This is a genomic window from Lamprobacter sp. (assembly GCF_034860625.1).
In the GTDB taxonomy this organism is placed as follows: Bacteria; Pseudomonadota; Gammaproteobacteria; order Chromatiales; family Chromatiaceae; genus Lamprobacter.
In genome coordinates this window covers 22,207-46,978 of the sequence record NZ_JAYESN010000034.1, presented here as the reverse complement: position 1 = coordinate 46,978, position 24,772 = coordinate 22,207, and the positions used below count along the sequence as shown (strand labels likewise).

22 protein-coding genes and 1 pseudogene are annotated in these 24,772 nt (G+C 62.9%); 11 read left to right on the top strand and 12 right to left on the bottom strand.

The window, feature by feature from the left end; translation table 11 throughout:
- Window positions 1-157: 157 nt before the first annotated feature.
- The gene (locus tag VBE63_RS11140; RefSeq protein WP_323683097.1) at window positions 158-388 is read left to right on the top strand and encodes a type II toxin-antitoxin system prevent-host-death family antitoxin; all 231 of its coding nucleotides are present in this window, start codon (window positions 158-160) and stop codon (window positions 386-388) included.
- Window positions 389-482: 94 nt separating this feature from the next.
- Window positions 483-671 carry a hypothetical protein gene (locus VBE63_RS11135; protein WP_323683099.1) on the top strand — a complete coding sequence of 63 codons (189 nt, stop codon included), beginning with the start codon at window positions 483-485 and terminating at the stop codon, window positions 669-671.
- 78 nt (window positions 672-749) lie between these two features.
- Here the strand turns inward: VBE63_RS11135 and VBE63_RS11130 are convergent.
- The 9 genes and pseudogenes from VBE63_RS11130 to VBE63_RS11090 all read right to left on the bottom strand — a co-directional run.
- Window positions 750-884 (bottom strand): annotated as a pseudogene (locus tag VBE63_RS11130) (IS1595 family transposase); the annotation flags it as partial.
- 281 nt (window positions 885-1,165) lie between these two features.
- Window positions 1,166-3,094: a complex I subunit 5 family protein gene (locus tag VBE63_RS11125; RefSeq protein WP_323683096.1), complete on the bottom strand. Its 1,929-nt coding sequence runs from the start codon at window positions 3,092-3,094 to the stop codon at window positions 1,166-1,168.
- Entirely contained in the window at window positions 3,094-4,596 is a 1,503-nt protein-coding gene (locus VBE63_RS11120; RefSeq protein WP_323683095.1) for a complex I subunit 5 family protein, read from the bottom strand. The genes VBE63_RS11125 and VBE63_RS11120 overlap by 1 nt, the downstream gene beginning before the upstream one ends.
- On the bottom strand, window positions 4,593-6,038 hold the full coding sequence (locus tag VBE63_RS11115; protein WP_323683094.1) for a complex I subunit 5 family protein: 1,446 nt from the start codon (window positions 6,036-6,038) through the stop codon (window positions 4,593-4,595). The genes VBE63_RS11120 and VBE63_RS11115 overlap by 4 nt, the downstream gene beginning before the upstream one ends.
- Window positions 6,035-6,844, bottom strand: coding sequence for a hydrogenase subunit MbhD domain-containing protein (locus tag VBE63_RS11110; RefSeq protein WP_323683093.1), 810 nt, complete (start codon window positions 6,842-6,844; stop codon window positions 6,035-6,037). Before VBE63_RS11110 ends, VBE63_RS11115 begins: the two co-directional genes overlap by 4 nt.
- Before the next feature lie 162 nt (window positions 6,845-7,006).
- Entirely contained in the window at window positions 7,007-7,681 is a 675-nt protein-coding gene (locus VBE63_RS11105; RefSeq protein WP_323683092.1) for a 3'-5' exonuclease, read from the bottom strand.
- 50 nt (window positions 7,682-7,731) lie between these two features.
- The gene (locus tag VBE63_RS11100; RefSeq protein WP_323683091.1) at window positions 7,732-9,675 is read right to left on the bottom strand and encodes a putative nucleotidyltransferase substrate binding domain-containing protein; all 1,944 of its coding nucleotides are present in this window, start codon (window positions 9,673-9,675) and stop codon (window positions 7,732-7,734) included.
- A 228-nt stretch (window positions 9,676-9,903) separates the two neighbouring features.
- On the bottom strand, window positions 9,904-11,700 hold the full coding sequence (locus VBE63_RS11095) for a sodium:solute symporter family protein (protein WP_323683090.1): 1,797 nt from the start codon (window positions 11,698-11,700) through the stop codon (window positions 9,904-9,906).
- An 18-nt stretch (window positions 11,701-11,718) separates the two neighbouring features.
- Entirely contained in the window at window positions 11,719-11,973 is a 255-nt protein-coding gene (locus VBE63_RS11090; RefSeq protein WP_323683089.1) for a DUF4212 domain-containing protein, read from the bottom strand.
- Between the two features lie 446 nt (window positions 11,974-12,419).
- Between VBE63_RS11090 and thrC the strand changes: the two genes are divergently transcribed.
- The 3 genes from thrC to VBE63_RS11075 all read left to right on the top strand — a co-directional run bounded on the left by thrC (window position 12,420) and on the right by VBE63_RS11075 (window position 15,974).
- Window positions 12,420-13,814, top strand: a complete 1,395-nt coding sequence (gene thrC, locus VBE63_RS11085; RefSeq protein WP_323683088.1) for a threonine synthase — start codon at window positions 12,420-12,422, stop codon at window positions 13,812-13,814.
- A 278-nt stretch (window positions 13,815-14,092) separates the two neighbouring features.
- On the top strand, window positions 14,093-15,694 hold the full coding sequence (locus VBE63_RS11080; RefSeq protein WP_323683087.1) for an alpha-isopropylmalate synthase regulatory domain-containing protein: 1,602 nt from the start codon (window positions 14,093-14,095) through the stop codon (window positions 15,692-15,694).
- Between the two features lie 31 nt (window positions 15,695-15,725).
- Entirely contained in the window at window positions 15,726-15,974 is a 249-nt protein-coding gene (locus VBE63_RS11075) for a hypothetical protein (protein WP_323683086.1), read from the top strand.
- Window positions 15,975-16,078: 104 nt separating this feature from the next.
- Here VBE63_RS11075 and VBE63_RS11070 read toward each other — a convergent pair whose 3' ends face one another.
- Window positions 16,079-16,966 (bottom strand): alpha/beta hydrolase, encoded by an 888-nt coding sequence (locus tag VBE63_RS11070; protein WP_323683085.1) that lies wholly within the window; start codon window positions 16,964-16,966, stop codon window positions 16,079-16,081.
- 129 nt (window positions 16,967-17,095) lie between these two features.
- Between VBE63_RS11070 and VBE63_RS11065 the strand changes: the two genes are divergently transcribed.
- The 5 genes from VBE63_RS11065 to VBE63_RS11045 all read left to right on the top strand — a co-directional run bounded on the left by VBE63_RS11065 (window position 17,096) and on the right by VBE63_RS11045 (window position 21,728).
- Entirely contained in the window at window positions 17,096-17,479 is a 384-nt protein-coding gene (locus VBE63_RS11065; RefSeq protein WP_323683084.1) for a DUF6394 family protein, read from the top strand.
- Between the two features lie 9 nt (window positions 17,480-17,488).
- Window positions 17,489-19,234, top strand: a complete 1,746-nt coding sequence (locus tag VBE63_RS11060; protein ID WP_323683083.1) for an NAD(P)-binding protein — start codon at window positions 17,489-17,491, stop codon at window positions 19,232-19,234.
- Window positions 19,235-19,786: a hemerythrin domain-containing protein gene (locus tag VBE63_RS11055; protein WP_323683082.1), complete on the top strand. Its 552-nt coding sequence runs from the start codon at window positions 19,235-19,237 to the stop codon at window positions 19,784-19,786.
- Window positions 19,787-19,945: 159 nt separating this feature from the next.
- The gene (gene hemH, locus VBE63_RS11050; protein WP_323683081.1) at window positions 19,946-21,001 is read left to right on the top strand and encodes a ferrochelatase; all 1,056 of its coding nucleotides are present in this window, start codon (window positions 19,946-19,948) and stop codon (window positions 20,999-21,001) included.
- A 292-nt stretch (window positions 21,002-21,293) separates the two neighbouring features.
- Window positions 21,294-21,728 carry a DUF971 domain-containing protein gene (locus VBE63_RS11045; RefSeq protein WP_323683080.1) on the top strand — a complete coding sequence of 145 codons (435 nt, stop codon included), beginning with the start codon at window positions 21,294-21,296 and terminating at the stop codon, window positions 21,726-21,728.
- Between the two features lie 34 nt (window positions 21,729-21,762).
- Here the strand turns inward: VBE63_RS11045 and VBE63_RS11040 are convergent, their stop codons facing one another.
- Complete coding sequence (locus tag VBE63_RS11040; RefSeq protein ID WP_323683079.1) at window positions 21,763-22,335, bottom strand: Uma2 family endonuclease; 573 nt, start codon at window positions 22,333-22,335, stop codon at window positions 21,763-21,765.
- A gap of 41 nt (window positions 22,336-22,376) precedes the next feature.
- A complete protein-coding gene (locus VBE63_RS11035) occupies window positions 22,377-23,600 on the bottom strand; it encodes an argininosuccinate synthase (protein ID WP_323683078.1) in 1,224 nt (407 codons plus the stop codon).
- 298 nt (window positions 23,601-23,898) lie between these two features.
- On the opposite strand from VBE63_RS11035, the gene VBE63_RS11030 reads away from it, so the two are divergent.
- On the top strand, window positions 23,899-24,753 hold the full coding sequence (locus VBE63_RS11030; protein ID WP_323683098.1) for a UDP-2,3-diacylglucosamine diphosphatase: 855 nt from the start codon (window positions 23,899-23,901) through the stop codon (window positions 24,751-24,753).
- Window positions 24,754-24,772 lie beyond the last annotated feature (19 nt).

The window sequence follows — 24,772 nt, the reverse complement described above, 5'->3', positions numbered from 1 at the left end:
CGAGCTATCTGGCGCCGCCTACTACCAGAGAAACCGCACCAGGCCAATGCAAACCAGGGCAGATCAACAGATCTGGAGCCCTATCCAGGCGTTGGCTTTGTATCCAACCTGAGTCGAGGATATTCTGACCACATGGTCACTTTATCGAGATCCTCTCATGCGACATGTGCAGGTTACTGAAGCAAAAGCGGCGTTTTCCGGGCTGCTAGCCGCCATTGAAGCGGGTGAGACCGTTGCCATCACGCGCCGTGGGCGGGTGATCGCCCGGCTGGTGCCCGACATGCCGACCATGGCAGCAGAAGCCTTTCGACCTTTCTGGGACCATCCAGAGGAGATTGATCTGGTGGCGCCGGATGAGCGGCCACCGGAGCCGGTCGCAACGCTGTAGGAAACCCTGTGCGCTACCTACTCGACACCAACATCATGATTGCGGCCATGATAAGGAGGTCGCCACGGTCAAGCGCCAGCTGGAGCAAAGGCTGTTGGCCGATATTCTGCTCTCCCCTGTGGTCTTGGGCGAGCTTGAGTTTGGCGTCGAAAAGAGCGCTCTGGACTCTCCACTTAACCGGAGTTCCTCCATGGACGGTTTGCCGGAGGCCGATCAAAGCTCGGCGGGTGGCCGCTTGCCCGCGGCGGCGTTGACGGTACTGCACGCGGGCGCTGAACCTTGACGAGATCCTTGTAACGCACCGGCTCGTGAGCAACAGCAAGCTCAAGCCCCCGATAGAACACATCCCGCGAGAACACATCCCGCGGCTGCGGGAACGCTGGCGGTTGAAGCGGAACACAAATTCGTTCAAGTAGTTGGCCAAGTGCGCACTGTCCACTGCGTCCTGATGCGTGTCCAACAACCACTGTTTGGCCAGCGATGCAATCCAATGCACGCAGGTCACAGCTCAAGCTGATCGAATCTTTCATCGAAGATGATCATGAGGCGGGCCAACTTGAACAGGTTCGGCGATTGATCAAGCGCATTAAAGCCAAGCGCGAGGGCTTTTTCGGACGCGCGCTGCGCTCGCTGGTGCGGCCTTCGTCATCATGACCTCGCCCGTCGGACTCAGGCCGCCGCAAGCCAGCCAAGCCTGACTTCGACGCCGTCATCAGGAAACCCCGGTGAGTGCCTTGAGGATCGCGAAGCGATTGCCGCTGAGGATATCTAAGACCTTCACCGCCAAAGCGGCGTGCTCTTGGCGCTGAGCAACAGCACAGCAGCCAACCCTAGGGCCACGACTAGCAGTAACAACGCTAATTGACGGCGCAGCCAGCCCTCGGCATGCGTCAGTGTATCCAAGCCGGTCAAGCCATCGCGCTCGCGCGCGACCCACCAAGCGATCCAGGCTGATTGCAAGAGTGCTAGCCTCCGCAGCATCCTAATGACGAGACGCCACAGCCAACGGCCGCAGAAGGCCAATGGCCACCAGAGATCGCCGGCGGGCAGCCAGTGGCTCAGCCGTGTCGCGACTCGGCGCAGACCCCAGCCGAGCGCGATCGACAACAACAGCCCGAGCCCCAGCGGCCAGAGCAGGGTGGGGAGCGCGCTGAGCGGAGGCCAGGCGAATCTGTTCGCGAGTCGGCCCGAGAGCACGCCTTCGATTCCGCCTGCGAGCCAGCTGAACCAAAGTGGCAGGCTGAGCGCGGCGAGGACGCTAATCAACCAGGCCAGCGGCATGGGTGCGAGAAGGCGTCGATCCTTGGCTGCCGTCGGGGCATGCTGAGGCCTTTGCCTCCATTGACGCCACAGCGTCCGCGCCATCAGCAGCGTGGTGCCGACGGCGGCCAGGCTCAGCCAGAAGGCTAATACCTCTTCTCCAGCGGCATCGAGTGCCTTTTTGCTGCCCCACTTGGCGATTAGACCGGAGCTCAGCGCGCCTGCCAGCGACAACGCCGGCAGCGTCAGCAGGGTCCAGAGCAGCCAGGCGGGTAAGCGCGGTGGCTGCTCGCTGATGCCAACGCCGAGGAACAGCGCGCCCTTGCTCAAGCCATGATGGGCGGCGAAGAATAGCACCAGCACGCTGAGCGCGGGCCAATTGTCAGGCTGTAGCAGCCCAATCGCGACCAGGGCCGCGATCATGCCCATCTGGCTGACGCTGGAATAGGCCAGCACCGCCTTTGGATGGCGTTGCGCGACGCCCAATAGCGCTGCAGCGAAGGCGCCGATCAGCCCGGCTGTGAGCATCGCCACTCCCAGCCCCTGGAAGGCGGCATCGACACCAGCCATGCCCAGCGGCAGCGTGCTCAGCCAGCCCACCAGGCCGGCCTTGATCATCACGCCACTGAGCACGGCGCTGGCGGGTGTCGGTGCCACCGGATGCGCCAATGGCAGCCACAGGTGCAGGCCGATCACCCCAGCCTTGACGCCGAAACCGAGCCAGAGCAGCACTCCCATCCACAGGCCCATGTCCGCCGTCGCCAGGGTTGCGCGCAGCTCCGACAGGGTCAGTGCCGAGCCGGTGCCGGCACCCCAGAGCAGGCCGGCCAGAATCAGGCCTTCCCCGAGCACGGCCATGACCAGATAGGCCAGACCGCCAGTGCGCGCCTCGCGACTGCCGCTGTGGATGACCAGCGGATAGGCCGAGAAGGTCATCAGCGCGAAGCCGAGGTAGAAGCTGGCGATATCCTCGGCCACCAGCAGCAGCAGATTACCGCAGAGGGTGAGCGGCCAGAACAGCGCAAAGCGCAGCAGGCGTGCGCGGCTGTGCGGGTCGCCGGCTGCGGCCTGGGCCTGCTCGGCGGCGAAGTAGCCGCGCGCGTACCAGCCCGCCAGGCCCCACAGTAGGGCGCTGAAGGCCAGCAGCAGGCGGCGTTGGTCATCGAACTCCCACTGGCCACCCAGCAACCAGGCTTCCAGCCAGAGGCTGCCATCGGGGCCCAGCACGGCGAGCACGAGCGCGGGCCAAGGCGCGCTGATCCAGAGCCAATCTAGGAGCCAAATCGGTTTCCGGCGCGGTTTCTCCGCTGCGATCAGCGCCGACAGCAGGCTGCGCAGTGCGAGCAGCAGGGGCCAGAGCAGTGCCGTGAAGAGCAATGTCGCGAAGAGCAACGGGCCGAGGGACAACGATGCCAGGGACTGGGGCGCGAAGGGCAGGTCGGTCATCACATCAGGTAGGTCTGCTGGACCACTCGGGTTGCCCATTGCAAGGGGCTGAACGGCAGCCCCGCCAGCATCCCGGCCAGAAGGCTGAGCAGCGCCGTGGCCAAGGCCGGCACTAGCAGCCAGGCGCTAGTCTCGAGCCGACTCGGTGCACGTTCAGCCGGCCAAGTGCCGACCCCATGGGCCGGACCACGGCGGAACCAGAGGCGATTCAAGATGGGCAGGAAATAAGCCGCGTTGAGCAGGGTGCTGGCCACCAGTACGGCGATGACCCAAGGCATGTCCGCCTGGACGGCGCCCATCCCTAGCATCCACTTGGAGATGAAGCCGACCACTGGCGGCATGCCGATCATGCCGAGCGCGCCGATGGTGAAGGCCAGACTGCTCAGTGGCATGCGCCGGCCGACGCCATCGAGCTCATCGATGCGATGAATCCCTAACTCCTCGGCATAATTGCCGGCGCAGAAGAACAGCGTGACCTTCATCAGGCCCTGATGCAGCAGATGGGCAAGCGCGGCGATGGTCCCAAGCGGGCCGAACAGCCCGATCCCAAGCAGGATGTAGGAGACCTGGCTGACCGTGGAGTAGGCCAGTCGGGGTTTTAGCTCCTGCTGAGCCAGTGCGCGCAGCGAGCCGTAGACGATGGTGACGGAGGCGATCACCACCAGTCCATCGAGCACGCCCAGCGCGGCACTGAAGCCGATGCCATAGACATCGTAGACCAGCCGCACGATGCCGAAGGCGCCGGCCTTGACCACCGCCACCGCATGCAGCAAGGCGCTGACCGGCGCCGGTGCCACCATCGCCCGCGGCAGCCAGCCGTGCAGCGGCACCAGCGCCGCCTTGACACCGAAGCCAAGGATCAGCAACCAAAACAGGCCAATCAGCCAGGGGTAAGCCTCCGGGCCGAGTTCGGCCAGGATCTCCTGCTGACCAAAGCGCAGATCCCCGGCCAAGACCTGCAAAGCCACCATGCCGATCATCAGCACCAGGCCGGCGCTGAGCGTATAGCGCAGGTAGACGGTGGCCGCAGCCAGTGCTTTTGGCGTGCCACGATGCGCGACCAAGGGATAGGTGGAGAGCGTCAGCAGCTCATAGAAGATCAGCAGGGTAAACAGGTTGCCGGCCAGGCTGATGCCCAGGCTGCTAGTGACGCAAAGGCTAAAGAAGCCGAAGAAGCGCCGACGGTTGGGCGAGTCCTCGAGGTAGCCGATGGCATAGATGGTGGTAAACAGCCACAGCAGCGAAGACAGCCCGGCGAAGGTGAGCCCGAGCGCGTCCACCCGCAAGACAAAGCTCAGGCCTTCGACGATCGGAAACTCGACCGCGTAGACCTCGCCCGCGATCAATCCCCATGCCATCCAGATCACCAGCACCAGCTTGATCAACGCGGCGGCGAGGTTGAGCGCGGTGCGGGTGCGCACGGCCTGTTCCGGCAGCATGAAGATCACCGCTGCGGTCAGGAGCGAGCTGGCCAGGGTCGCCAGGGGCAGCAGGGCGCTCATGGCACCCCCGCTAGCGTCAGAAACGACAGCGGCCAGGCGGCCGCTAGACCCAGCCCAATGGCGGCCAGTGCCAGCACCAAGGCGATCAACTCCATCCCCAGCGGCAGACTGCGGAACGCCGTTTCGGGCGCGTCCTCGACGAAGGAGCAGCGCAGCACCCGGAACACATAGATGGCGCTGAGCAGGCTGCCCAGCGCCAGCACGACGACCCAGAGCCATTGGCCCGATGCCAGCGAGGCCTGCAGCCACAGCCACTTGGCAGTGAAGCCGGAACTCGGCGGCAGCCCCATCAGGGTCACCGCCGCGAGGCCAAAGGTCATCAGCGAGAGCGGCAGCCGGCGGCTGGTCCCGGTCAGGCCCTCGAGCCGATGCGCGCCGGTCGAGAGCAGCAGATTGCCGGCGGCCATGAACATCGCCGCCTTCGCCAACGCATGCCCGGCGAGCTGCAGCCAGGTCGCTTGCCAGGCCATCAGGGCGACGGCGGCGCTGGTCCCCGCCAGCAACGGGAAGGCCAGCATCAGATAGCCCAATTGGCCGACGGTGGACCAGGCTACCAGTTGTTTGAGCCCGACGGCGCGCCAGGCCTGCACCCCACCCCAGAGCACGGCCAGGCTGCCAAGCAGGCCGAGCGCCCAGGCGCCAGCGATGGCCTCGGGCAGTAGCGCTCGCCAGAGCAACAGCAGGATGAAGAACGAGGCCTTGACCACCAACGCGCCGTGGATCGCGCTGACCGGGGTCCAGGCGCTACCATGGACTGGGGCCAGCCAGCTATGCAGCGGGAAGATCGCCGCCTTCAGCAGCAGGCCGCTGGCCAGCAGGGCGACGGCGATCTGAGTCACCGGATCAGGTTGAGCAACCGCTGCCAGACCTGCCAGATCGAGTCGGCCCCAAGCGCCCAGCAGCAAGGCGATGCCGAGCAGCCAGGTCAGTGAGCCGACCAGCGCGAACAGCAGATAGCGCAGACCCGCGGTGAGCGCCTCGACGCTGCCTGGAAGCAGCATCATGCCGACGGCGCAGAGCCCCATCAGCTCCAGACCGGCGTAGAGCAGCAGCAGATCGGCGGCGATCCAGATCAGCCCGAGGCCCAGCGCCAGACCGCCGAGCAGTGGCCAGAGCCAGGCGTAGCCGCGCTTCCTGAGGGGAGTGGCTTGGGCATAGCTAACGGCATACAGGGCGCTGGCCAGCAGCAATAGCTGCGTCAGCAGCCATAACAACGCGGCCAGTCCGTCCAGGCGCCAGTGGAGTGTCAGCGGTCCGAGCGGCAGGCGTCCCGTCATCGGCCCCGTGTCGAGCCCGAGCAGCAGCCAGAGTGCCACCAATGGCAGCGGCAGGGTGACGAGCAAGACCCATCCGCTGTGGCGCGGTGGGCGCACCCAAGCCAGCAGGCCGAGGGCCAGCGGTGCGAAGAGCAGCCAGAGCAGGTGGAACGGGGTCGGGCTCATCTGCCTGGGCTTGGGCCAAAACCTGTGCCAGCATCGCCAGCTGCGTCTGACTCTGTACCCAGAGCCAGACCCGCGCTTGTCCCCATGCCTGCATTTGCACCAGCACCAGCACCAGCACCAGCACCATAGACGGCATTCAGGGTGATCTGACCGCCCTGTGCATGCAGGCGCAGCAACAACGCCGCGCCGAGCACCGAGCCGAGCAGCGCCACCACCAAGCCGATGAAGATCAGCGCCCGGACCTCGGCGGTTGGAACCGGTGCTGGTGCCACAAGCCCGGCCAGCAGTAGGAAAACCCCGGAGCCGAGCAGGTTGAAGGCCAGCAACCGGCGCAGCAGATGGCGCTGGGTCGTGAAGGCCCAAAGCCCGAGTGCCAGGATCGGAACGCCGGTCGTGGTCAACAGCGCGGAGATTGACGTTGGCAACGTCAGTGCTTCGATACCGAGCAGCCAGACTAGGGCAGCACCGACGAGACCTAGCCAGATCAGGATCAATAGCCAACGCAGCGGAGCCATCAGGAGCGCTCGTCGCGGGGTTTCATCCAGCGCCGATAGACGCGGCAGCGGACCACGACCGCGCAGCGTCCAGAGCAGTGTGCCGCCGGTCAGGAGCGCGCCGAACAGCGCCTCGGCCACTGCTAGCCAGGGAGCTCCGAGCAGCAGCCAGGCCAGGGACATCAACAAGGCGAAGACCACGAAGCCCAGGCATGCACGCCAAAGATTTCGATCCATGAGGCAGAAACCGGCCAGTAGGGGCAACAGCACCGCCAACACCACCGCCAACACCCAGGCTGCTGTCTGAGCCATTATCGACCTGGCCTTCGGGAGACGACGTCAGCGTCGCGAGGACTGATGTGCTGCAATCCGTTATTCCGGTTCATTCATGCCGACCTGTCTGCGCAATGGGCTCGGCGCCCTTTCCATCGGACCAAAATCCATGTTCTCCGACCGCCGGTTCAGTAGAGTACTTCAGAGTAGATCGCCGAGGCGAAAGCCATTGCCGTTATCTCGATAGGCAACCTGGGCCAAGAACAGCTCAGCCGCCGCCAGGGCATCGTAAAAGGCATTGTGGGCGCGATAGCGCGGCAGGTTGTAGCGCTCGCAGAGGGAGTGTAGGCGCAGCTCCGAGGGCCGAAAAGGAATGTTACGGCGCTCGAAGGTGCGCCGCGCCAAGACCTCGGTATCGACGCAGCGCACCAGCAGTCCAGCGCCATAGAGGTCACGGCAGGCGGCGTCGAGAAAGCTCAGCTCGATCTTGGCGTGATGGGCGATCAGCACTCGTCCGGCGAGCACACCGAGCAGCTCGCGCAGGACGCGGCCTTGGCGCAGTCCGGCAGCGGCCTCGTCGTCGGTGATCTGGTGGATCACGGCAGTCTCCGCCGGGATATCGCCCTTGCAGCGCAGCAGCCGATGGCGGGCGCTGGCGAGATCGATGCGCTGGCCGCGCACCAGCACCCAACCGATACTCAAGATCTGGTCTCGCTTGGCGTCCAGCCCGGTGGTTTCGAGATCGAGGGCGACATAGTCGACACAGCGATAGTCGAGCACCGGCGAGGGGAAGGGTCGTGCCAGGTACTCATGTAAAGGCCCACTGTCGACGTGCTTCAAGCACTGGCGACGACGTCCATCCGATGGCGAACGCATGTTGTCTTAGCTTAGGGACAGCTCAGAAACAACATGAGCTGTTTTGCCGTTCATCCGAAACGTCCCGCTTGGTAGCGTTGTCCGAGTGTCTCTTGCATGCGGTCGATGAGCAAGAAGGCGTCTTTTAGATGACCGCGTTCGAGCGGCGAGAGCTGTTCCGGGGCGAGGAAATTATCGGCCTTCTCGCCGTTGCGCAGCTGGCTGGCCTGATGGCGGATGCGCAGGGTGTTGATCAGCTCGAAGGCGTCGATCAGGTTGGCGCTGCCGTCGTGGGTGAGGGCGGCGGTCTCGGCGGCGGCCTCGAGCCGTTCGATGGTGTTGATCGGCGCCAGCCCGGTGGACAGCGCATAGACGCGGGCGAGATCGATGATCGGCACGGTGCCGCGGTGTTTGATGTCGAAGGTGTGGTTGTGGTCACCGCCGCGGATGAGGACGAAGTTGCGGAAGAAGCCCAAGGGCGGTCGGTGCTTGAGCGCATTGGCGGCCATGTGGGCGATAAAGATGCGGTTGCTGCGTGAAAGCTCGAGCACCTGCTCATGCAGCCCGTCGAAGAGTCCGGCAGGATCATGCAGGGCGCGCAGGTCGAAGAAGACGCTGGCGAGCATCAGCGCCTTGGGGTCCGGGCGGTTGATCCAGTCGTCGAAATACTGCCGCCAGGTCGCGAGCGGCTGGCGCCAGTTGGCCGTTTTCGCCATCACCTCGCCCGGGCAGTAGATATAGCCGCAGGCGTTCAGGCCATCGTTGACGCGCTCGGCGAGCTGGCGGAAATAGCGGTCGTCGTCCTTGCTCATGCCGTCAGCGATGAGCAGGGCGTTGTCCTGATCGGAGTGCGAGGATTGCTCGCGCCGTGCCTGCGAGCCGCCGACCAGCCAGGCATAGGGCACGGGCGGCGGACCAAGCTCGGCCTCGGCGAGCTCGAGCAGGCGCTTAGTGATGGCGTCGGTGATGGCGCTCACCGCCTGGCCGACATGGCCGCCGGTGGCGCCGCTGCTGATCAGCTGGACCTGAAGCTCGGGAACCTTGGCGCTGATCGTCTCCAGCGCGGCCAGTGACTCGGCCTTGTGGATGTCGCCAACCAGGTAGACGCCGCTGGTACTCTGGAAGCGGGTGAAGTCGCTGGTCGAGAGCATGCCGAGCAGGCGTTTGCCGTCGACCACCGGCAGGTGATGCACATTGAGCCGGGTCATCTGCAGCAGGGCCTCGAAACCGAGGGCGTCGGCATCGATGGTTGAGATGGCGGCGGTCATGATCTCGCTGACCGGTTGATCGGTGGAGAGGCCGGTGGCGACACAGCGGTTGCGCAGGTCGCGATCGGTGATGATGCCGCTGAGGCGATCCTGCTCCATCAGCAGTAAGGCGGAGACGCGCTCGGCGGACATGAGGCTGGCGGCCTCTCGGATGCTGATGCGGGGGCTGGCCATGATCGGCTTGCGGCGCAACAGATCGCGCGCGCTGACCGTCATCAAGCCACCGGTGGCGGCGGAGGATTCGATAAAGACATCGAGGGCCTTGCGCAGGCGCTTGGTGGTCGAGCCATCGAAATGGTCGGCGAACTCGGGATGCGCTGAACGCAGCTGCTCGAACTGTGCGCAGGTCATGGAATAGAGCAGGCTGTCCTCAACCGTTTCTCCGCTGAGCTTGGTCTTGGCATCCTTGGCATCGCTGCTGCTGCCGCTGCTGCTGCCGCTGCCGCTGCTGCTGTCGCTGTCGCTGTCGCTGCCGAAGTTGTCGCTGCTGAGGCAGACATCGCTGAACAGATCGCCCTCAGCCAGCTTGCCGACGAGCTCGCCTTCGGCGTCACGCAGCTCGATGGCGCCGCGACGCAGGATGTAGAGGTGCTGTGCCTGATCGTCTGCGGGTGGGAAGCGGGTGCCGCGGCGCAGGTAGCGGACGGTGAATTGGCGTGGCAGCTGTTCGAGTGCCTCGACGGGCAACTGTTCGAACGGCGGATGCTTGGCAAGAAACTCTTGGATTTCGATCAGTTCGACGTCCATAGGGCATCCTCGGGTGGTCAGGCGGTGACTGCGAAGTCTCTTTTTTTGCCGAGTATGCCGTAAGTCGCCTAGTGGCTGCTCGTGCTGAATGCTGGCTCGATGCCGACTCGCTGCTGTCGCACTCTGCAGGTCTTTCGGGCGCGCAACGAAAAAGCCCCGCAGAGGCGGGGCTAAGGTCAACGAGAGCAGTCGGCGCCGATGAGGCGCGCGCTGCTCATCGCGTCTCGGTCAGTGGCCGGTGGCCTGGCCGGCTCCACGCGGCACGCGAACATCCTCGACCAGATGCTGGATGTGCTCGGGCGGCGGCGCGGTGAGCGCCGAGACGATCAGGGCGACGATGAAGTTCGCCAAGGCGCCGATCGCGCCAAAGGCTTCGGGGGTGATGCCGAAGAACCAGTTGGCCTGCATCCCCAGCGGCGTCAGGAACTCGGTGCCGGGGATGAAGAGGATGCCCTTGTGCTGGAACACATAGAGCAAGGTGACGGTGATGCCGGCGATCATACCTGCAACCGCGCCCTGCTTGTTCATGTGCTTGGCGAAGATGCCAAGCATGAGCGCCGGGAAGATCGAGGAGGCGGCGAGACCAAAGGCGATGGCGACAGTTCCCGCCGCGAATCCGGGTGGATTCATACCCAGATAGCCGGCGAGGATGATAGCGCCGATCATCGACAAGCGTCCGGCGAGGAGTTCCTTCTTCTCCGAGATCTGCGGCATGAACACGCCCTTGAGCAGGTCATGTGAGATGGCCGAGGAGATGGCCAGCAGCAGACCGGCCGCCGTCGAGAGTGCCGCCGCCAGACCACCAGCGACCACCAGCGCGATCACCCAGTTGGGTAGCTGCGCGATCTCGGGGTTGGCCAGCACCATGATGTCGTTGTTGACCGTAACCATCTCGTTGCCCTTCCAGCCGAAGGATTCGGCCTGAGCGGCGAACTCGGGGTTCTGGTCGTTATAGTACTGGATGCGGCCATCGTCGTTCTTGTCTTCGAACTTTAACAGACCCGTGGTCTCCCAGCGCTTGAACCACTCGGGGCGATCTTCATAGACCAAGTTGCCGGTTTCCTCGCCAACGGGGCCGATCTGGATCACGTCCATCAGATTCAGACGCGCCATCGCGCCTACAGCCGGGGCGGTGGTGTAGAGGATGGCGATGAAGACCAGTGCCCAGCCTGCAGAGTAGCGTGCATCAGAGACCTTGGGCACGGTGAAGAAACGGATGATGACGTGCGGCAGGCCGGCGGTGCCGATCATCAGCGACAAGGTGTAGACGAACATGTTGAGCGTGCTGCCCATGACCTGGGTGGTGTATTCCTTGAACCCGAGATCCGTGACCACCTGATCGAGCTTGGTCAGCAATGAGATGCCGCTGTCGTCGCCGATGTAGGTGCTGCCCAAACCGAGCTGCGGGACGGGGTTGCCGGTCAGGTTCAGTGAGATGAAGATCGCCGGAATGGTGTAGGCGAAGATCAGCACCATGTACTGTGCGATCTGGGTGTAGGTGATGCCCTTCATGCCGCCGAGGATGGCGTAGATGGCGACGATGCCCATGCCGGAGAGAATGCCCATCTCATAGGAGACGCCGAGGAAGCGACCAAACGCCACGCCGATACCGGTCATCTGACCGATAACATAGGTCACCGAGGCCAGGATCAGGCAGATGACGGCCACCACGCGCGCGGAGTTGGAATAGTAACGGTCGCCGATGAACTCGGGCACCGTGAACTTGCCGAATTTACGCAGATAGGGCGCCAGCAGCAGAGCCAGCAGCACATAGCCACCGGTCCAGCCCATGAGGAACACTGAGCCGCCATAGCCATTGAAGGCGATCATGCCGGCCATCGAGATGAAGGAGGCCGCTGACATCCAGTCAGCCGCTGTCGCCATGCCGTTGGCGACCGGATGCACGCCACCGCCGGCGACGTAGAATTCACTGGTGGAGCCGGCGCGGGCCCAGATCGCGATCCCGATATAGATCGCGAAGGTGGTGCCGACGATGGCATAGGTCCAGATATCGAGATTGTTCATGATTGGCGGGGCTCCTGGTTATTCTTCGACATCGAACTTCTTGTCGAGCCGGTTCATGCCGTAGGCATAGGTGAAGATCAGCACCAGGAAGGTGTAGATCGAGCCTTGCTGTGCGAACCAGAAGCCGAGCGGGTAGCCGCCGAGGTGAAATTGGTTCAGTTGCTCGACGAGCAGGATGGCAAACCCGTAGGAGACAATGAACCAGATGGTGAGCAAGATGGCTAATAGGCGAAGATTCGCCTTCCAATAGGCGGAACGGTTTTCAGGTGTCACCGTGTTGTCCCTCCCTCAAGAGTGTTGGATGAGATGAAGTAAGGTTGTCGAAGCAACCCTTGTTCTTGGTGTAACGGCACGCGCTGCTCGGCGGACTCCCTTGCCTGGCCAGCGGTCGCGCATTGTGTTGCCCGCTACAATCCCCTGTCAACGACGAGGCGTTTGAGCTGAAAGGTTTGAATAGCCGAGAAAAACTCTCGAGCCCAGGCTGGGGTGTTGTCAGTGGCGGTGTTTTTGGTCAGGCGGTCAGTAGCCGGGGTGGCGGACTCCTCGCGTTGTCGACTTGCGTTGATCGGCTGCAACTGCTTGTTTTTTATTGTTGAGCAGCGCGACCTGCTGCTTCTGGCCAAGTGGCCGGTTGCGACTGGCGCGCCTTTTCACTACCTTGGCGGGCTGGCGGGCAGCGCTACCCTGCACACAACATGACTGCAAAGATCTAGGATACGATGCGATACCTGAGTACACGCGGCGGTGTTGAGCCGGTCGACTTTGCCGACGCGGTGATGATGGGCCTCGGAACCGACGGCGGGCTTCTGGTGCCCGAGCGCATCCCGAGCCTGTCGGCTGACACCCTAAAAGACTGGTCCCGGCTCAACTTCCAACAGCTGGCGGTGGAGGTGTTGGTGCCCTTCGTTGGCGACAGCATCCCGCGCGCGGATCTGGTTGGTCTGGTCGAGCGCTCCTACGCGACATTCCTGCACCCGGAGGTCACGCCAATCGCGGACCATGCCGGCCGGCAATGGCTTGAGCTGTTTCATGGCCCAACGGCGGCGTTCAAGGACGTCGCGCTGCAGTTGCTGGGCAATCTGTTCGAGTACCTTCTGGCGCGCGACAACGGCGTGCTGCGCATCATTGGTGCGACCTCGGGTGATACCGGCTCGGCGGCGATCTACGGTGTGCGCGGCAAGGCGGGGATCGAGATCTTCATCCTGCACCCGAAGGGCCGGGTGTCGCCGATCCAAGAGCGGCAGATGACCACGGTGCTGGATGCCAACGTGCACAATATCGCTGTGCAAGGAACCTTCGATGATGCCCAGCGCATCGTCAAGACCCTGTTCAACGACCTGCCGTTTAAGCAGCAGTATCGGCTCGGTGCGGTCAATTCGATCAATCTAGCCCGCATCCTGGCGCAGACCATCTATTACTTCTACGCCTGGGGTCGGATCAGCGGCGGTAATCCCGAGCGCCGCGTCAGCTTCTCGGTGCCGACCGGCAACTTCGGCGACGTCTTCGCCGGCTGGTTGACAAAGCGCATGGGGCTGCCGATCGATCGGCTGATCATCGCCACCAATCGCAACGACATCCTGAGTCGCTTCGTCGCGACCGGCGTCTACCAGGCTGGCGAGGTGTTTCACACCCTGAGCCCGGCGATGGATATCCAACTGGCCTCGAACTTCGAGCGCTATCTGTACTATCTGCTCGATGAAGACCCGGCGGCAGTGCGGGCGCTGCTGGCCGAGATGGAGCAGACCGGGCAGCTGCGGGTCGATGGCGAGCGGCAGCGGCGGGTGGCCGAGGACTTTGACGCACGCGCCGTCTCCGATGCCGAGACCCTCGACGAGATGCGTCGCGTCTATGCGGCCAGTGGCTATCTGCTTTGCCCGCACACGGCGGTGGGCGCGAGGGCGGCAGCCGACAATGCCGAGGCCCTGGTGCTTGCAACGGCGCATCCGGCCAAGTTTGGTACGGCGGTGGTCGAGGCCATCGGCATCGAGCCCGCGCCGCCGCGCTCGCTGCAGGGGCTGCTCGAGCGCGAGACGCGCTGCGCTGAGCTGCCGGCCGAGGCCGAGGCGGTGAGGGGCTTCATGCGCCAGAAGCTTGATGCAGCGGCCAAGGTTTGATCAAGCCTAAAAAGCGTATTTGAACCGCAGATTACGCAGAGAGTTCAATACGCTGCAGCTCATCATTGCTTCACCTGTTGGGTGACCCTGCTAAACCTGTTAGAGCCTTGTTTTAGAATATTTTAATCTGCGCACATCCGCACCATCTGCAGTTTATATGTGACTGGCTTCCCGACTTGAGCGCAGTTGTCAGGCAACCATTGGCAAGTTGAAGATGGACTGCGGCGAAGCGAGTCCAACACCCCTGTGCATACCCGAGCTATCCGCTCCGAGATCCTGTGACCCCAGACGACCAACGCATTCTGATCCTCGATACCACGCTCCGTGATGGTGAGCAGACCCAAGGTGTGTCCTTCTCGCCCGACGAGAAGGTGAATATCGCCAAGGCGCTGCTGGAACTGCTGCGGGTCGATCGTATCGAGGTGGCCTCGGCGCGGGTGTCGGACGGCGAACTTGCCGCCGTGGCACGGATCATCGACTGGGCGCGTTCCAAGGGGCTCGACGATCGGATCGAGGTCTTGGGTTTTGTCGACGGCGGCAAGAGCCTGGACTGGATTCAGCGCGCCGGCGGACAGGTGATCAATCTGCTCGCCAAGGGCAGTGAGAAGCATTGTCGGACCCAGCTCGGCAAGACGCCGGCGCAGCATGCCGAGGATGTGCGGGCCAACATCCAGCTGGCGCGTGAGCGCGGGCTGCGGGTGAATCTCTACCTTGAGGATTGGTCGAACGGCTACGCCGATAAGTCGGCATACGTCTACGCCCTGACCGAGGCGCTCGCCGATAGCGGTGTCGGCCATTTCATGCTGCCGGACACCCTCGGCGTGATGACCCCGGAGCGCGTGTTTGCGGCGATGTCGGACATGATTCGCCGTTTTCCAGACTGCCGATTCGATTTCCATCCGCATAACGATTACGGCTTGGCGACCGCGAATGTGTTTGCCGCGGCGCAGGCCGGCGCAGCGGCGGTGCACTGCACCGTCAACTGCCTGGGTGAACGTGCCGGTAATGCCTCCTTGGCCGAGGTGGTGGTCAATCTCCGTGATCAGCTCGGCCTGGAGATCGGCATCGACGAGAGCCACCTTGGGCGCGTCAGCGAGCTGGTGCAGTATTTTTCTGGCAAGCGAGTCGGCGACAATGCCCCGATCGTTGGCGACGACGTCTTCACCCAAACCGCTGGTATCCATGCCGATGGCGATAAAAAAGGCAGCCTCTATGTTACCAAGCTGTCGCCGGAGCGGTTTGGGCGGCGACGCGTCTATGCGCTGGGAAAGCTAGCCGGCAAGGCCTCGCTGGCAAAGAATCTGGAACGCATTGGCATCACGCTGTCCGAGGAGAATCAGCGCAAGGTTCTGAAGCGCATCGTCGAGCTGGGCGACTCGAAGAAGACCATCACCGCTGAAGACCTGCCGTTCATCATCGCCGAGGTGCTCGAGAGCAAGGACTACAGCCACGCCGAGCTGATCGCCTGCAACGTCTCATCGAGCTACGGGCTGGAGTCGACGGCGAGTATCAAGATCTGCCTGCGCGGTGAGCATCTGACCGCGACCGGTAGCGGCAACGGCGGTTTCGATGCCTTTAATAAAGCGCTGGCGCGAGTGGTCAAGACGCAGGGGCTGAGCTTGCCGACGCTGGCCGACTACGAGGTGCGCATCCCCAAGGGCGGACGAACCGATGCGTTGACCGAATGCACCATCACCTGGTCGGATGAGCGTGGTCAGTTCAAGACCCGTGGGGTGCACGCCAATCAGGTCTTTGCCGCGATCGGTGCGACCATGCGCATGCTGAACCTGGTGATCCATTGGTCACTGAAGCGCGACCGGGATCGGGGTGATGCCAGTGTTGCGTCTGAGACCAGGATGGCGGCCGATACGGCGGCCTGACGGTCATCTTTTACCAACCAGCGGTCCTTGCATGAAAAAGAAGCTCAACCTCCTGCTGTTTTCCGCCTTTTGGTCACTGGTGCTGGCGTTGGTGATGACCCTGATCGGCTTTCTGCACCAAGCGCCGGTGGATCTTACTGAGGCGTCCGCGGGCGGTGTCGCTTGGTTGCGGGTGGTCTATCTGTTCTTCGGCTGGTTCGGCTTTTCGATGGTTGTGATGTTGGTCGGCTCGCTGCTCTATGTTGTCAGTAGCCGGTTGCGCGGTCGCGCTGATCACTGAGCCGAGAGGCCCACGCCTGGGTGTCGGCATCGCCGATCTATCGGTCGCGGCGATGCAGATCAGCGGTGGGGTTGTTTGGCCCGTCGCGCGCGTCGGATCACAACTCAGCCTGTCGCCCAGAAGTGATCCAAGGCTGCAAACAGGGTAGCGGGCTGCTCCCACTGCGGCAGACCAAGATGGGGGCCGAGGCGTTCGAACTGCCAGTTGGGCTGCCGGAACACCAGTGATTCGAGCTGCTCAAAGGTGACGTAAGGGTCGCGGTCGGCGATCGCCAAGACCGGGAGTTTGGTCAGTCGCGAATAGAGCTTGTTGATCGGGTCGCGCGTGAACAGCTGCGTCGAGAGAAAGACCAGCGGTGCGTAGCGTGCGCCTGGCTGGTGCGAGGTGGCGTAGGCGTAGTCGATCAGTTCCTGTGGTGGCTCGCCGCCGAAGGACTTGCCGAGGTAATGGCGGATGCTCCGCTTGGAGGCCACCAGGTCATACAGTCTTTGGCTCCAGAGTCGGACTCCGAGCAGCCCGTGCAGGCCCTGGCCGACCACTAGCGGCGGCATGCCACGGGCGGAGAAGCCGGTCGGCGAGATCAGCACCAAGGAGGCAACGCTGGCCGGGGAGCCGAGCGCCGCGCGTGCGGCGAATTCCGCACTCAACGAGAGCGCCAACAGGTCAGCCGGCGCCTGGACCACCTCCTCGAGCAGGACGCGGATCGCATTTGCATACAACTCGGGAGAATAGGCGCGATCACTGCGCTCGGAATGGCCAAAGCCGGGCAGGTCGATGCTGTAGACTGGCCGCGTGCTGGCATAATGCTCGAAGATCGGCTTGACCTCGTAGCTGCTCGGGGCCGCGTTGATGCTGTGCACCAGAACCAGCGGACGGCCCTCTCCGCGTAGGTCTTGATAGTAGGCGATGCGACCGGCCTGCGCGGTATGAATCTGCTCACGCCGCGCATCGAGCGCCTCGGGCAGGGGTACGGGCTGGAGGGGTTGACTCATGGCAGGGAGACGCCTTGTCGGAGGGTGGCAAGCGGTCGACTTCGGCGAGAAGTCGGAAAACTGACCAGAGAAAGCGGATAGGATACGCGCGCCGCTCAAGACTGTCCCTGTTAACCGAGGAGCTTCCTGATGAACCCGGAAAAGGTTGTCTTTGGATTCTTCATCCTGCTCGCGCTCACCCTGAACTTTGGCTTTGTCTACGGCGAGATCGACAATTTCGACCATCACCACCCTTGGGAATACGCGGTGGTGTTGGTGGTGAATCTGATCGCGACCGTGCTCAAGCTCGGCGATCGCTCGCAGATGGGCGCGGTACTGTTGGCGACCAGCCTGGTCGCGATGCTGCAGTTGGTTGCCGGTGCGGTGCTCTGGACCGTTGCCGCCCATGCCTCGGCCGATGGCTTCACCGCGGGCGATCTCTCCAGCGTGGTCTCGCTGGCCGCGGGCGCCATGGTCGCCAATGTCGTCTCTGTGATTCTGCTGATCATCGAGACGACGATGCTGCGGCGCTGATCACCAGCCATGGCGTCGACGCGGGCGGGTCAGCCAGTGGATAGCATCATCTTCCTCATCCTGCGGCGGATGCGAGCGCCACTGCTGACGCTGATCATCATCTATTCGATCACGATCATCGGTCTGGTGCTCATCCCCGGGCGTAACCCGGATGGCAGCGTCTGGCACCTCAGCATCTTCCACGCCTTCTATTTCGTCAGCTATATGTCGACGACGATTGGCTTTGGCGAACTGCCGCAGGAGTTCAGCGATGCACAGCGCATCTGGGTAACGCTCTGTATCTATGCCACCGTGAGCGGCTGGCTGTATTCGGTCGGTTCGATGATCGGCTTGTTGCAGGACAAGGCGTTGCGCAGGACCATGGAAGAGCGTCGTTTCGCTCGCTATGTCGGACACATCAAGGAGGACTTCTATCTCGTCTGCGGTTACGGGCAGACCGGCAGCGGGCTGGTGCGAGCGCTGACCGAGCGTAATCAGCGCGCGGTGGTGCTTGACAATAATCCAGATCGAATCGATCTCCTGAAGCTGGAATCGCTGCACGAGTTTGTGCCGGCGCTCCGAGCTGATGTGCGCCGCCCTGATTCCCTGCTATTGGCGGGGCTGCGCAGCCCGTACTGTGCCGGCGTGCTGGCGCTGACCTCGTCGAACGAGGTAAACCTGAAGGTGGCCCTGGCCGCGAAGCTGATGCATCCCGATACCAAGGTGATCTGCCGGGCCGACTCGCATGATGTCGAGGCCAACATGGCCTCGTTTGGCACCGACCATATCTACGATCCCTTCGATATCTTTGCCCGCTATCTCAGCACCGCGATTGATTCACCCTGTCTCACCGCCTTGCACGACTGGCTTGGGCAGTTGAACAGCTCGATCCTGCCGGAGCCGATCTATCCGCCGGCTGATGGACTCTGGATCATCTGCGGCTATGGCCGGTTTGGCAAGGCGCTCACCTCTCAGCTCGCCGCACAGGGGGTCGAGCTGATCGTGGTCGAGATGGCGCCGGAGCGCACGGGCTTGCCACCGGGGTTGCTGATCAAGGGTCGCGGCACCGAGGCCGTGACGCTGGAACAGGCTGATATCCATCGTGCGGTCGGCATTGTTGCCGGGACGGATAACGACGCGAACAACCTGTCTATTATCATGACGGCCAAGGAGCTGAATCCCAACCTGTTCACGGTGGTGCGGGAGAATCAGCTCATGAATGAAGAGCTGTTCAAAGCAGTCAAGGCGGATATCCTGATGCACCCGAGTCTGATTGTGGCGCAGCGCATTCGCACCCTACTGAGCGCGCCCTTGCTCTCGGAGTTTGTCAGTCAGGCGGAAAAAGAGCGCGATAGCTGGTGTTGTGAGCTGGTCAGCCGGATCGTTGCGCTGGTCGAGGTGCGGCCACCGATTCTCTGGGAGCTGCGGTTTGGCGAAACCTTGGGTCAAGTCGTCAAGGCCCTCAACAGTCAGGGTCAGGAGCCCACCCTGGGGGATCTGCTGCGTGATCCGCGCAGTCGGGATGAGCCGTTGCAGGCCATCATCCTGCTGCACAAGCGCGGTGGCCACCATGCCGCGCTGCCTGATCTTGGCCAGCGGCTAGAGATTGGCGATCAGTTGCTGCTCTGTGGCCGCCCCGGCGCGCGTGATTGGATGCAGTGGACGCTCAATAATCCAGACGTGCTCAGCTATGTGGTGACCGGCGTCAGTCAGCCTCGGGGTAGCGTCTGGCGCTGGCTGGAGCAGTCTCTAAACCATCGCAACGAGGTGGCCTGAATGAACGATTTACTGCAGTGTCTCGACCGAGATCATCGCCGGCTTGAGCAACTGCTTGGCCTGCTCGAAGGCTTGCTGGATGAGTTCCGCGATGGGCTTGAGCCGGACTATGAGCTGATGTGTGAGCTGATGGAATACATGATCGACTACGCCGATCAAGTCCATCATCCGAGCGAAGACCTGATCTTTGAGCGGGTGCTGGCGCAAGAAGGCCCAGGGCATGCGGTGTTGCAGCAGCTGATGAAGCAGCATCAGGCGCTCGGGCAGATGAACCGGCGCTTCAAGGAGTCACTCGAGGGCATCGTGCACGAAGAGGTGCTGCGCCGGGATGATGTCGAGCGGCAGGGGCGAGCGCTGATCGGCCAGCACCGTGATCACATGCGGATTGAAGATGAGCAGGCGTTTCCATTGGCCGAGACCTGTCTGTCTGAGGCGGTCTGGGGTGAACTCTTGGCGGCTGCGCCTAAGGTTCAGGACCCGGTCTTCGGGCAGGATGATCCGTTGCGATTTCGCGCGATCTTGCGCCAACTTAAGGTTTCGCGCGAGGCCTGATGGGTTCGCCTCCTGTCGGCGACCCCCTTTACGGAGCCTAGCAATGGCCGATGGGATTAAGGAAAATTGCGCAATTCGGTTGAAACCCGGCTCGGCGCGCGCCAATCTGTGCAACTGGATAAGACGATCAGGGACCATCGCGCAACCCATGGGACTTCGATGAAATACAAAAGCGTCGTCGGCTTCGAGCACGACATGTCAGAGCACCTGGGCGTGCTGATGCTGAATCTTGGCACGCCAGAAGCGCCGACACCGACGGCCGTGCGCCGCTACTTGGCCGAATTTCTCAAAGATCCGCGGGTGGTCGAGATTCCACGGCCGATCTGGTGGCTGATCCTGCATGGGGTCATCTTGCGCGTGCGCCCAAGCCGCTCGGCCAAGGCCTATCAGGCGGTCTGGACCGACAAGGGCTCGCCCCTGCTGGATGTCGCGCGTCGGCAAGCCGCTGGGCTGCAGCCGATCCTGAGCGAGCGACTGGGGCAGCGGGTGCATGTTGAGCTTGGCATGCGTTACGGCAAGCCATCGGTCCCGGAAGCCCTGAATCGACTGAAGAGCTTGAATGTCCGTCGCTTGTTGGTGCTGCCGCTCTATCCACAATACTCGGCCACCACCACCGCCTCGACCTTCGATGCGGTCACTAACGAGCTGACCACTTGGCGTTGGCTGCCCGAGCTACGCTTCATCAACCATTATCACGACGAGCCGGGCTACATCGATGCCCTCTGCGACAGTATTCGCGCCGCTAGGGCTGAGAAGGGTGAGCCGGAGCGGCTGCTGTTCTCGTTCCACGGCATCCCCAAGCGTTACTTCATGGCCGGCGACCCCTACCACTGCCATTGTCATAAGACCGCGCGCTTGGTCGCCGAGCGCCTGGGGCTGGAGGATGACCGCTGGATGGTCTCGTTCCAATCGCGGGTGGGCCGCGATGAGTGGCTGCAGCCCTATACCGACGAGACGCTAAAGCTCTGGGGGGGGGATGGCGTCGAGAGTGTGCATGTGATCGCCCCTGGGTTCTCTGCGGATTGCCTCGAGACCCTAGAGGAGATCGATGTCGAGAATCGCGGTTACTTTATCGATGCCGGCGGCAAGGACTATCACTACATTCCTTGCCTGAACGATGATCCGGCGCATCTGCAGATGCTCGCTGGCCTGATCGAGCGCCATTGCGGCGGCTGGCCGGAGGTGGAGCGGCTGGCCCAGGCGCAGGCGGCCTGATCGCCGATCCAGATGGTCTCTCGGCGCAGCAAACCTGCCGCGCCACCGATGGCGAAGCGCGTTCGGGGCACGGCCTCCGCGGGAGTGCAGCGCCAGCTCGGGCTCGCTGCCGCGCTCAGTGCTGTGGGTGGGCGCGCTGTTGATCGCACAGCGGATGGTCGCTGCATTGCAAACCCGGTCGACGTCCGCACCTGAGTCGGCAGATGAACGTCTCACGCGCATGGCGTCGCGCCCACCCCGGCGGATCGACCCTGCGCGATTCACGCTAAGCCGTTACGGAGTTGCCTGACCAATGGAACAGCATCCGCTGCCGACCGAGATCAACCTGCACCAGAAATCCCGCATCCTCGAGATCGCCTACGACGACGGTGCGCGCTTCCGACTGCCCTGCGAATACCTGCGCGTCTATTCGCCCTCTGCCGAGGTGCGCGGCCATACACCGGACCAAGCCAAGCTGCAGGTTGGCAAGGAGGAGGTCAACATCACCGATCTGCAGCAGATCGGCAGCTACGCGGTGAAGATCGTCTTCGACGACAACCACCGCTCTGGCCTCTACGACTGGCAGTACCTGTACAAGCTCGGACGCGGCTGGCAGCCGTTGTGGTTGGATTATCTGAGCCGACTCAACGATGTTGGCCGCAAGCGCACGGCGCCGGACCCGTTTGAGGTGCTGCGCGAGCGAGGGGAGGCGCCATCCGAGCTGCCGGTGGCGAATACCGCAGCCTGATGCGCATCAAACCCTGAAGTTGCGGGCGCCTGTTTCAGGTTGAGTCGGGTGTATCCGACAGGATGTAGCTCAGATCAAGCTCGATCTCGTCGAACGGCGGGATTCGTGCCCGCCGATGCTGGTCGACCGTTGCGATGACGCGATAACGACCAGCCTCCAACTGGTGAGCGACCAGCTTGCCGTCCTCCGGCCAGATGAGCCAGTAATAGGGCACCTGATGGCGCTGTAAGAGCAGCGGAATCTGTTGCGTGTCTTTTCGCTCATGGCCGGGCGAGATGATCTCGCAAACCCAATCGGGCGGCAGATCGATCAAGCCACTGGGCAGGCACGGCAACCTGGCCTTGCGCCACCCGGCTAGGTCATGGGCGGGACACTCGTGCGGCTCGTAGGCAACGCTGGCCTCAGTAAGAATCCACCAACCATCGGGCCCGGAGCGGCGATTGAAGGGTCCGAGCTCTTCGCGCGTATTGCCCTGGGCGCGGGCATGAAACGCCCGCGTCATCGGACGACGGACGATCTCACCGCTGATCAGCTCCAACTGATCATCGGCCTGATCATCGGCGCTCAGCATGAGATCATCAATGGTTGCGAGCTTCAGGGCTTCCACGGATACACCTTCAACCGTCCACCTGTTGAGAACGCTGCGGCTCAGCGGCCGCGTCGCCGACCAGCCACGCGCAACCGCAGGGCATTCAACTTGATGAAGCCGGTAGCGTCGCCCTGATCGTAGGCGCCGGCATCGTCCTCGAAGGTCGCGATGGACTCATCGAACAGGCTGTCGGTCTCCGATTGGCGGCCGACCACTAGCACATTGCCCTTGTACAGCTTGAGCCGAACCTGGCCGTTGACCAGGCGCTGGCTCTCGTCGATCGCGGCCTGCAGCATCATCCGCTCGGGGCTGAACCAATAGCCGTTGTAGATCAGCGTGGCATAGCGCGGCATCAACTCGTCTTTCAGGTGCGCGGCCTCGCGGTCGAGGGTTAAAGATTCCATCGCCCGATGCGCCTTGAGCATGATGGTGCCGCCGGGGGTCTCGTAGCAGCCGCGCGACTTCATGCCAACGTAGCGGTTCTCGACGATGTCGGCGCGGCCGATGCCGTGCTCGCCGCCGATGCGATTCAACTCGGTGAGGACCTCGGCGGGGGACATCGGCTTGCCGTCAATGGCGGTGATGTCGCCGGCGCGATAGGTCAGCTCGATCTCCTGCGGGGTGTTGGGTGCATCGACGGGGTCGCGCGTCCAGCGCCACATGCCCGCGCCCGGCTCGACCCAGGGATCTTCCAGATCATAGCCCTCGTAGGAGATGTGCAGCAGGTTGGCGTCCATCGAGTAGGGCGATTTGGTGCCGTCGCGCTTCTGCTCGACCGGCACGCCGTGCTCGGCCGCGTAGGTCATCAGCTTCTCGCGTGAGAGCAGGTCCCATTCGCGCCAGGGCGCGATGATCTTGATGTCGGGTTTCAGCGCCAGTGCGTTGATCTCGAAGCGGACCTGATCGTTGCCCTTGCCGGTGGCGCCGTGGCTGATGGTGTCGGCGCCGGTCTCGGTGGCGATCTCGACCAGGCGCTTGGCGATCAGCGGCCGCGCGATCGAGGTGCCGAGCAGGTATTCGCCCTCGTAGATGGCGTTAGCGCGGAACATCGGATAGACGAAGTCGCGCACGAACTCTTCGCGCAGGTCTTCGATGTAGATCTCTTTGATGCCAGCGGCCTCGGCCTTGGCGCGGGCCGGCTCGACCTCCTCACCCTGGCCGATATCGGCGGTGAAGGTGACCACCTCGCAGCCATATTCCTCCTGCAGCCAGGTCAGGATCACCGAGGTATCGAGGCCGCCGGAGTAGGCGAGGACGACCTTGTTCACGGAATCGCGGGGCATGAAAAACTCCTAGTCTCAGTTTGAAGTCTGGTCTTGAAGGGTGTTTACCGATGACCTCCCGGCCTGAGGGCAAGGGGCTGGCAGGCATCGGCAAGTCGGAAATCGATCGCCGCTTAGGGTGGCCGCTTGTAGGGCGCAGTATACGCATTCGCGGTGGCTTGCTGAGTTCAGCAACAGGCTTTAGAGGGTCGACTGCAGCGGAGGGAGAGTTTCACCAGATCTTCATCACATGTGCATCCTCTCGCAACAAACACGCGAGACCATGGCCGGCACGTTATTTTACTGGGGCCTGAGCAGCATGAGCCAGGTAACACATCTACGGCCGTTGAAGTACCGGAGCATTTGGATCTCGGACGTCCATCTCGGGTTTCGCGGCTGCCAAGCCGAGTTCTTGCTCGATTTTCTGCAAGCGACTGACTGTAAGCAACTGTATCTGGTCGGCGACATCATCGATGTTTGGGCGATGAAGAGCGGTCTGTTCTGGCCGCAGACGCACAACAATGTGGTGCGGGCGATCTTGGACAAGGCGCGTGATGGCACTGAGGTAGTCTATGTGCCGGGCAATCACGACGAGATCCTGCGCGACCACCTGGGCTCTGAGTACGGTCAGGTGAAGCTGCGCGATGAGCTGGTGCATACCACCGCCGATGGCCGACAGTTCTTGATCATGCACGGTGATAAGTTCGATCAGGTGGTGCAGAGCGGGCGCTGGCTGGCGATGCTCGGTTCGCGGCTCTACGATCTGCTGCTCTCGGCCAATCATCGGTTGAATGCCTTGCGGCGGCGGTTTGGCTTCGGCTACTGGTCGCTGGCGGCCTATCTGAAGCACCGGGTCAAGGACGCCGTCAACTATATCGGCAACTTTGAACAGGCGGTGGCCGAGGAGGCACGGCGGCGTGATGTCGACGGCATGATCTGTGGTCATATCCATCATGCCGAGATCCGTGACATCGAGGGCGTGACCTACTGCAACTGTGGCGATTGGGTCGAGAGCTGCACGGCGCTGGTCGAGCATCACGACGGCACCATCGAATTGTTGCGCTGGACCGACGCGCAGCAGGTGCTGACCTCGGAGCAGCCGCTGGCACAGCCCGAGCCGGTTTCTCGTCCTGCCGCTGCTGCCGTGGCGGCTATGGTCGCGCGCGCCGGCTAGTCTTGATCTTTCGGGGACA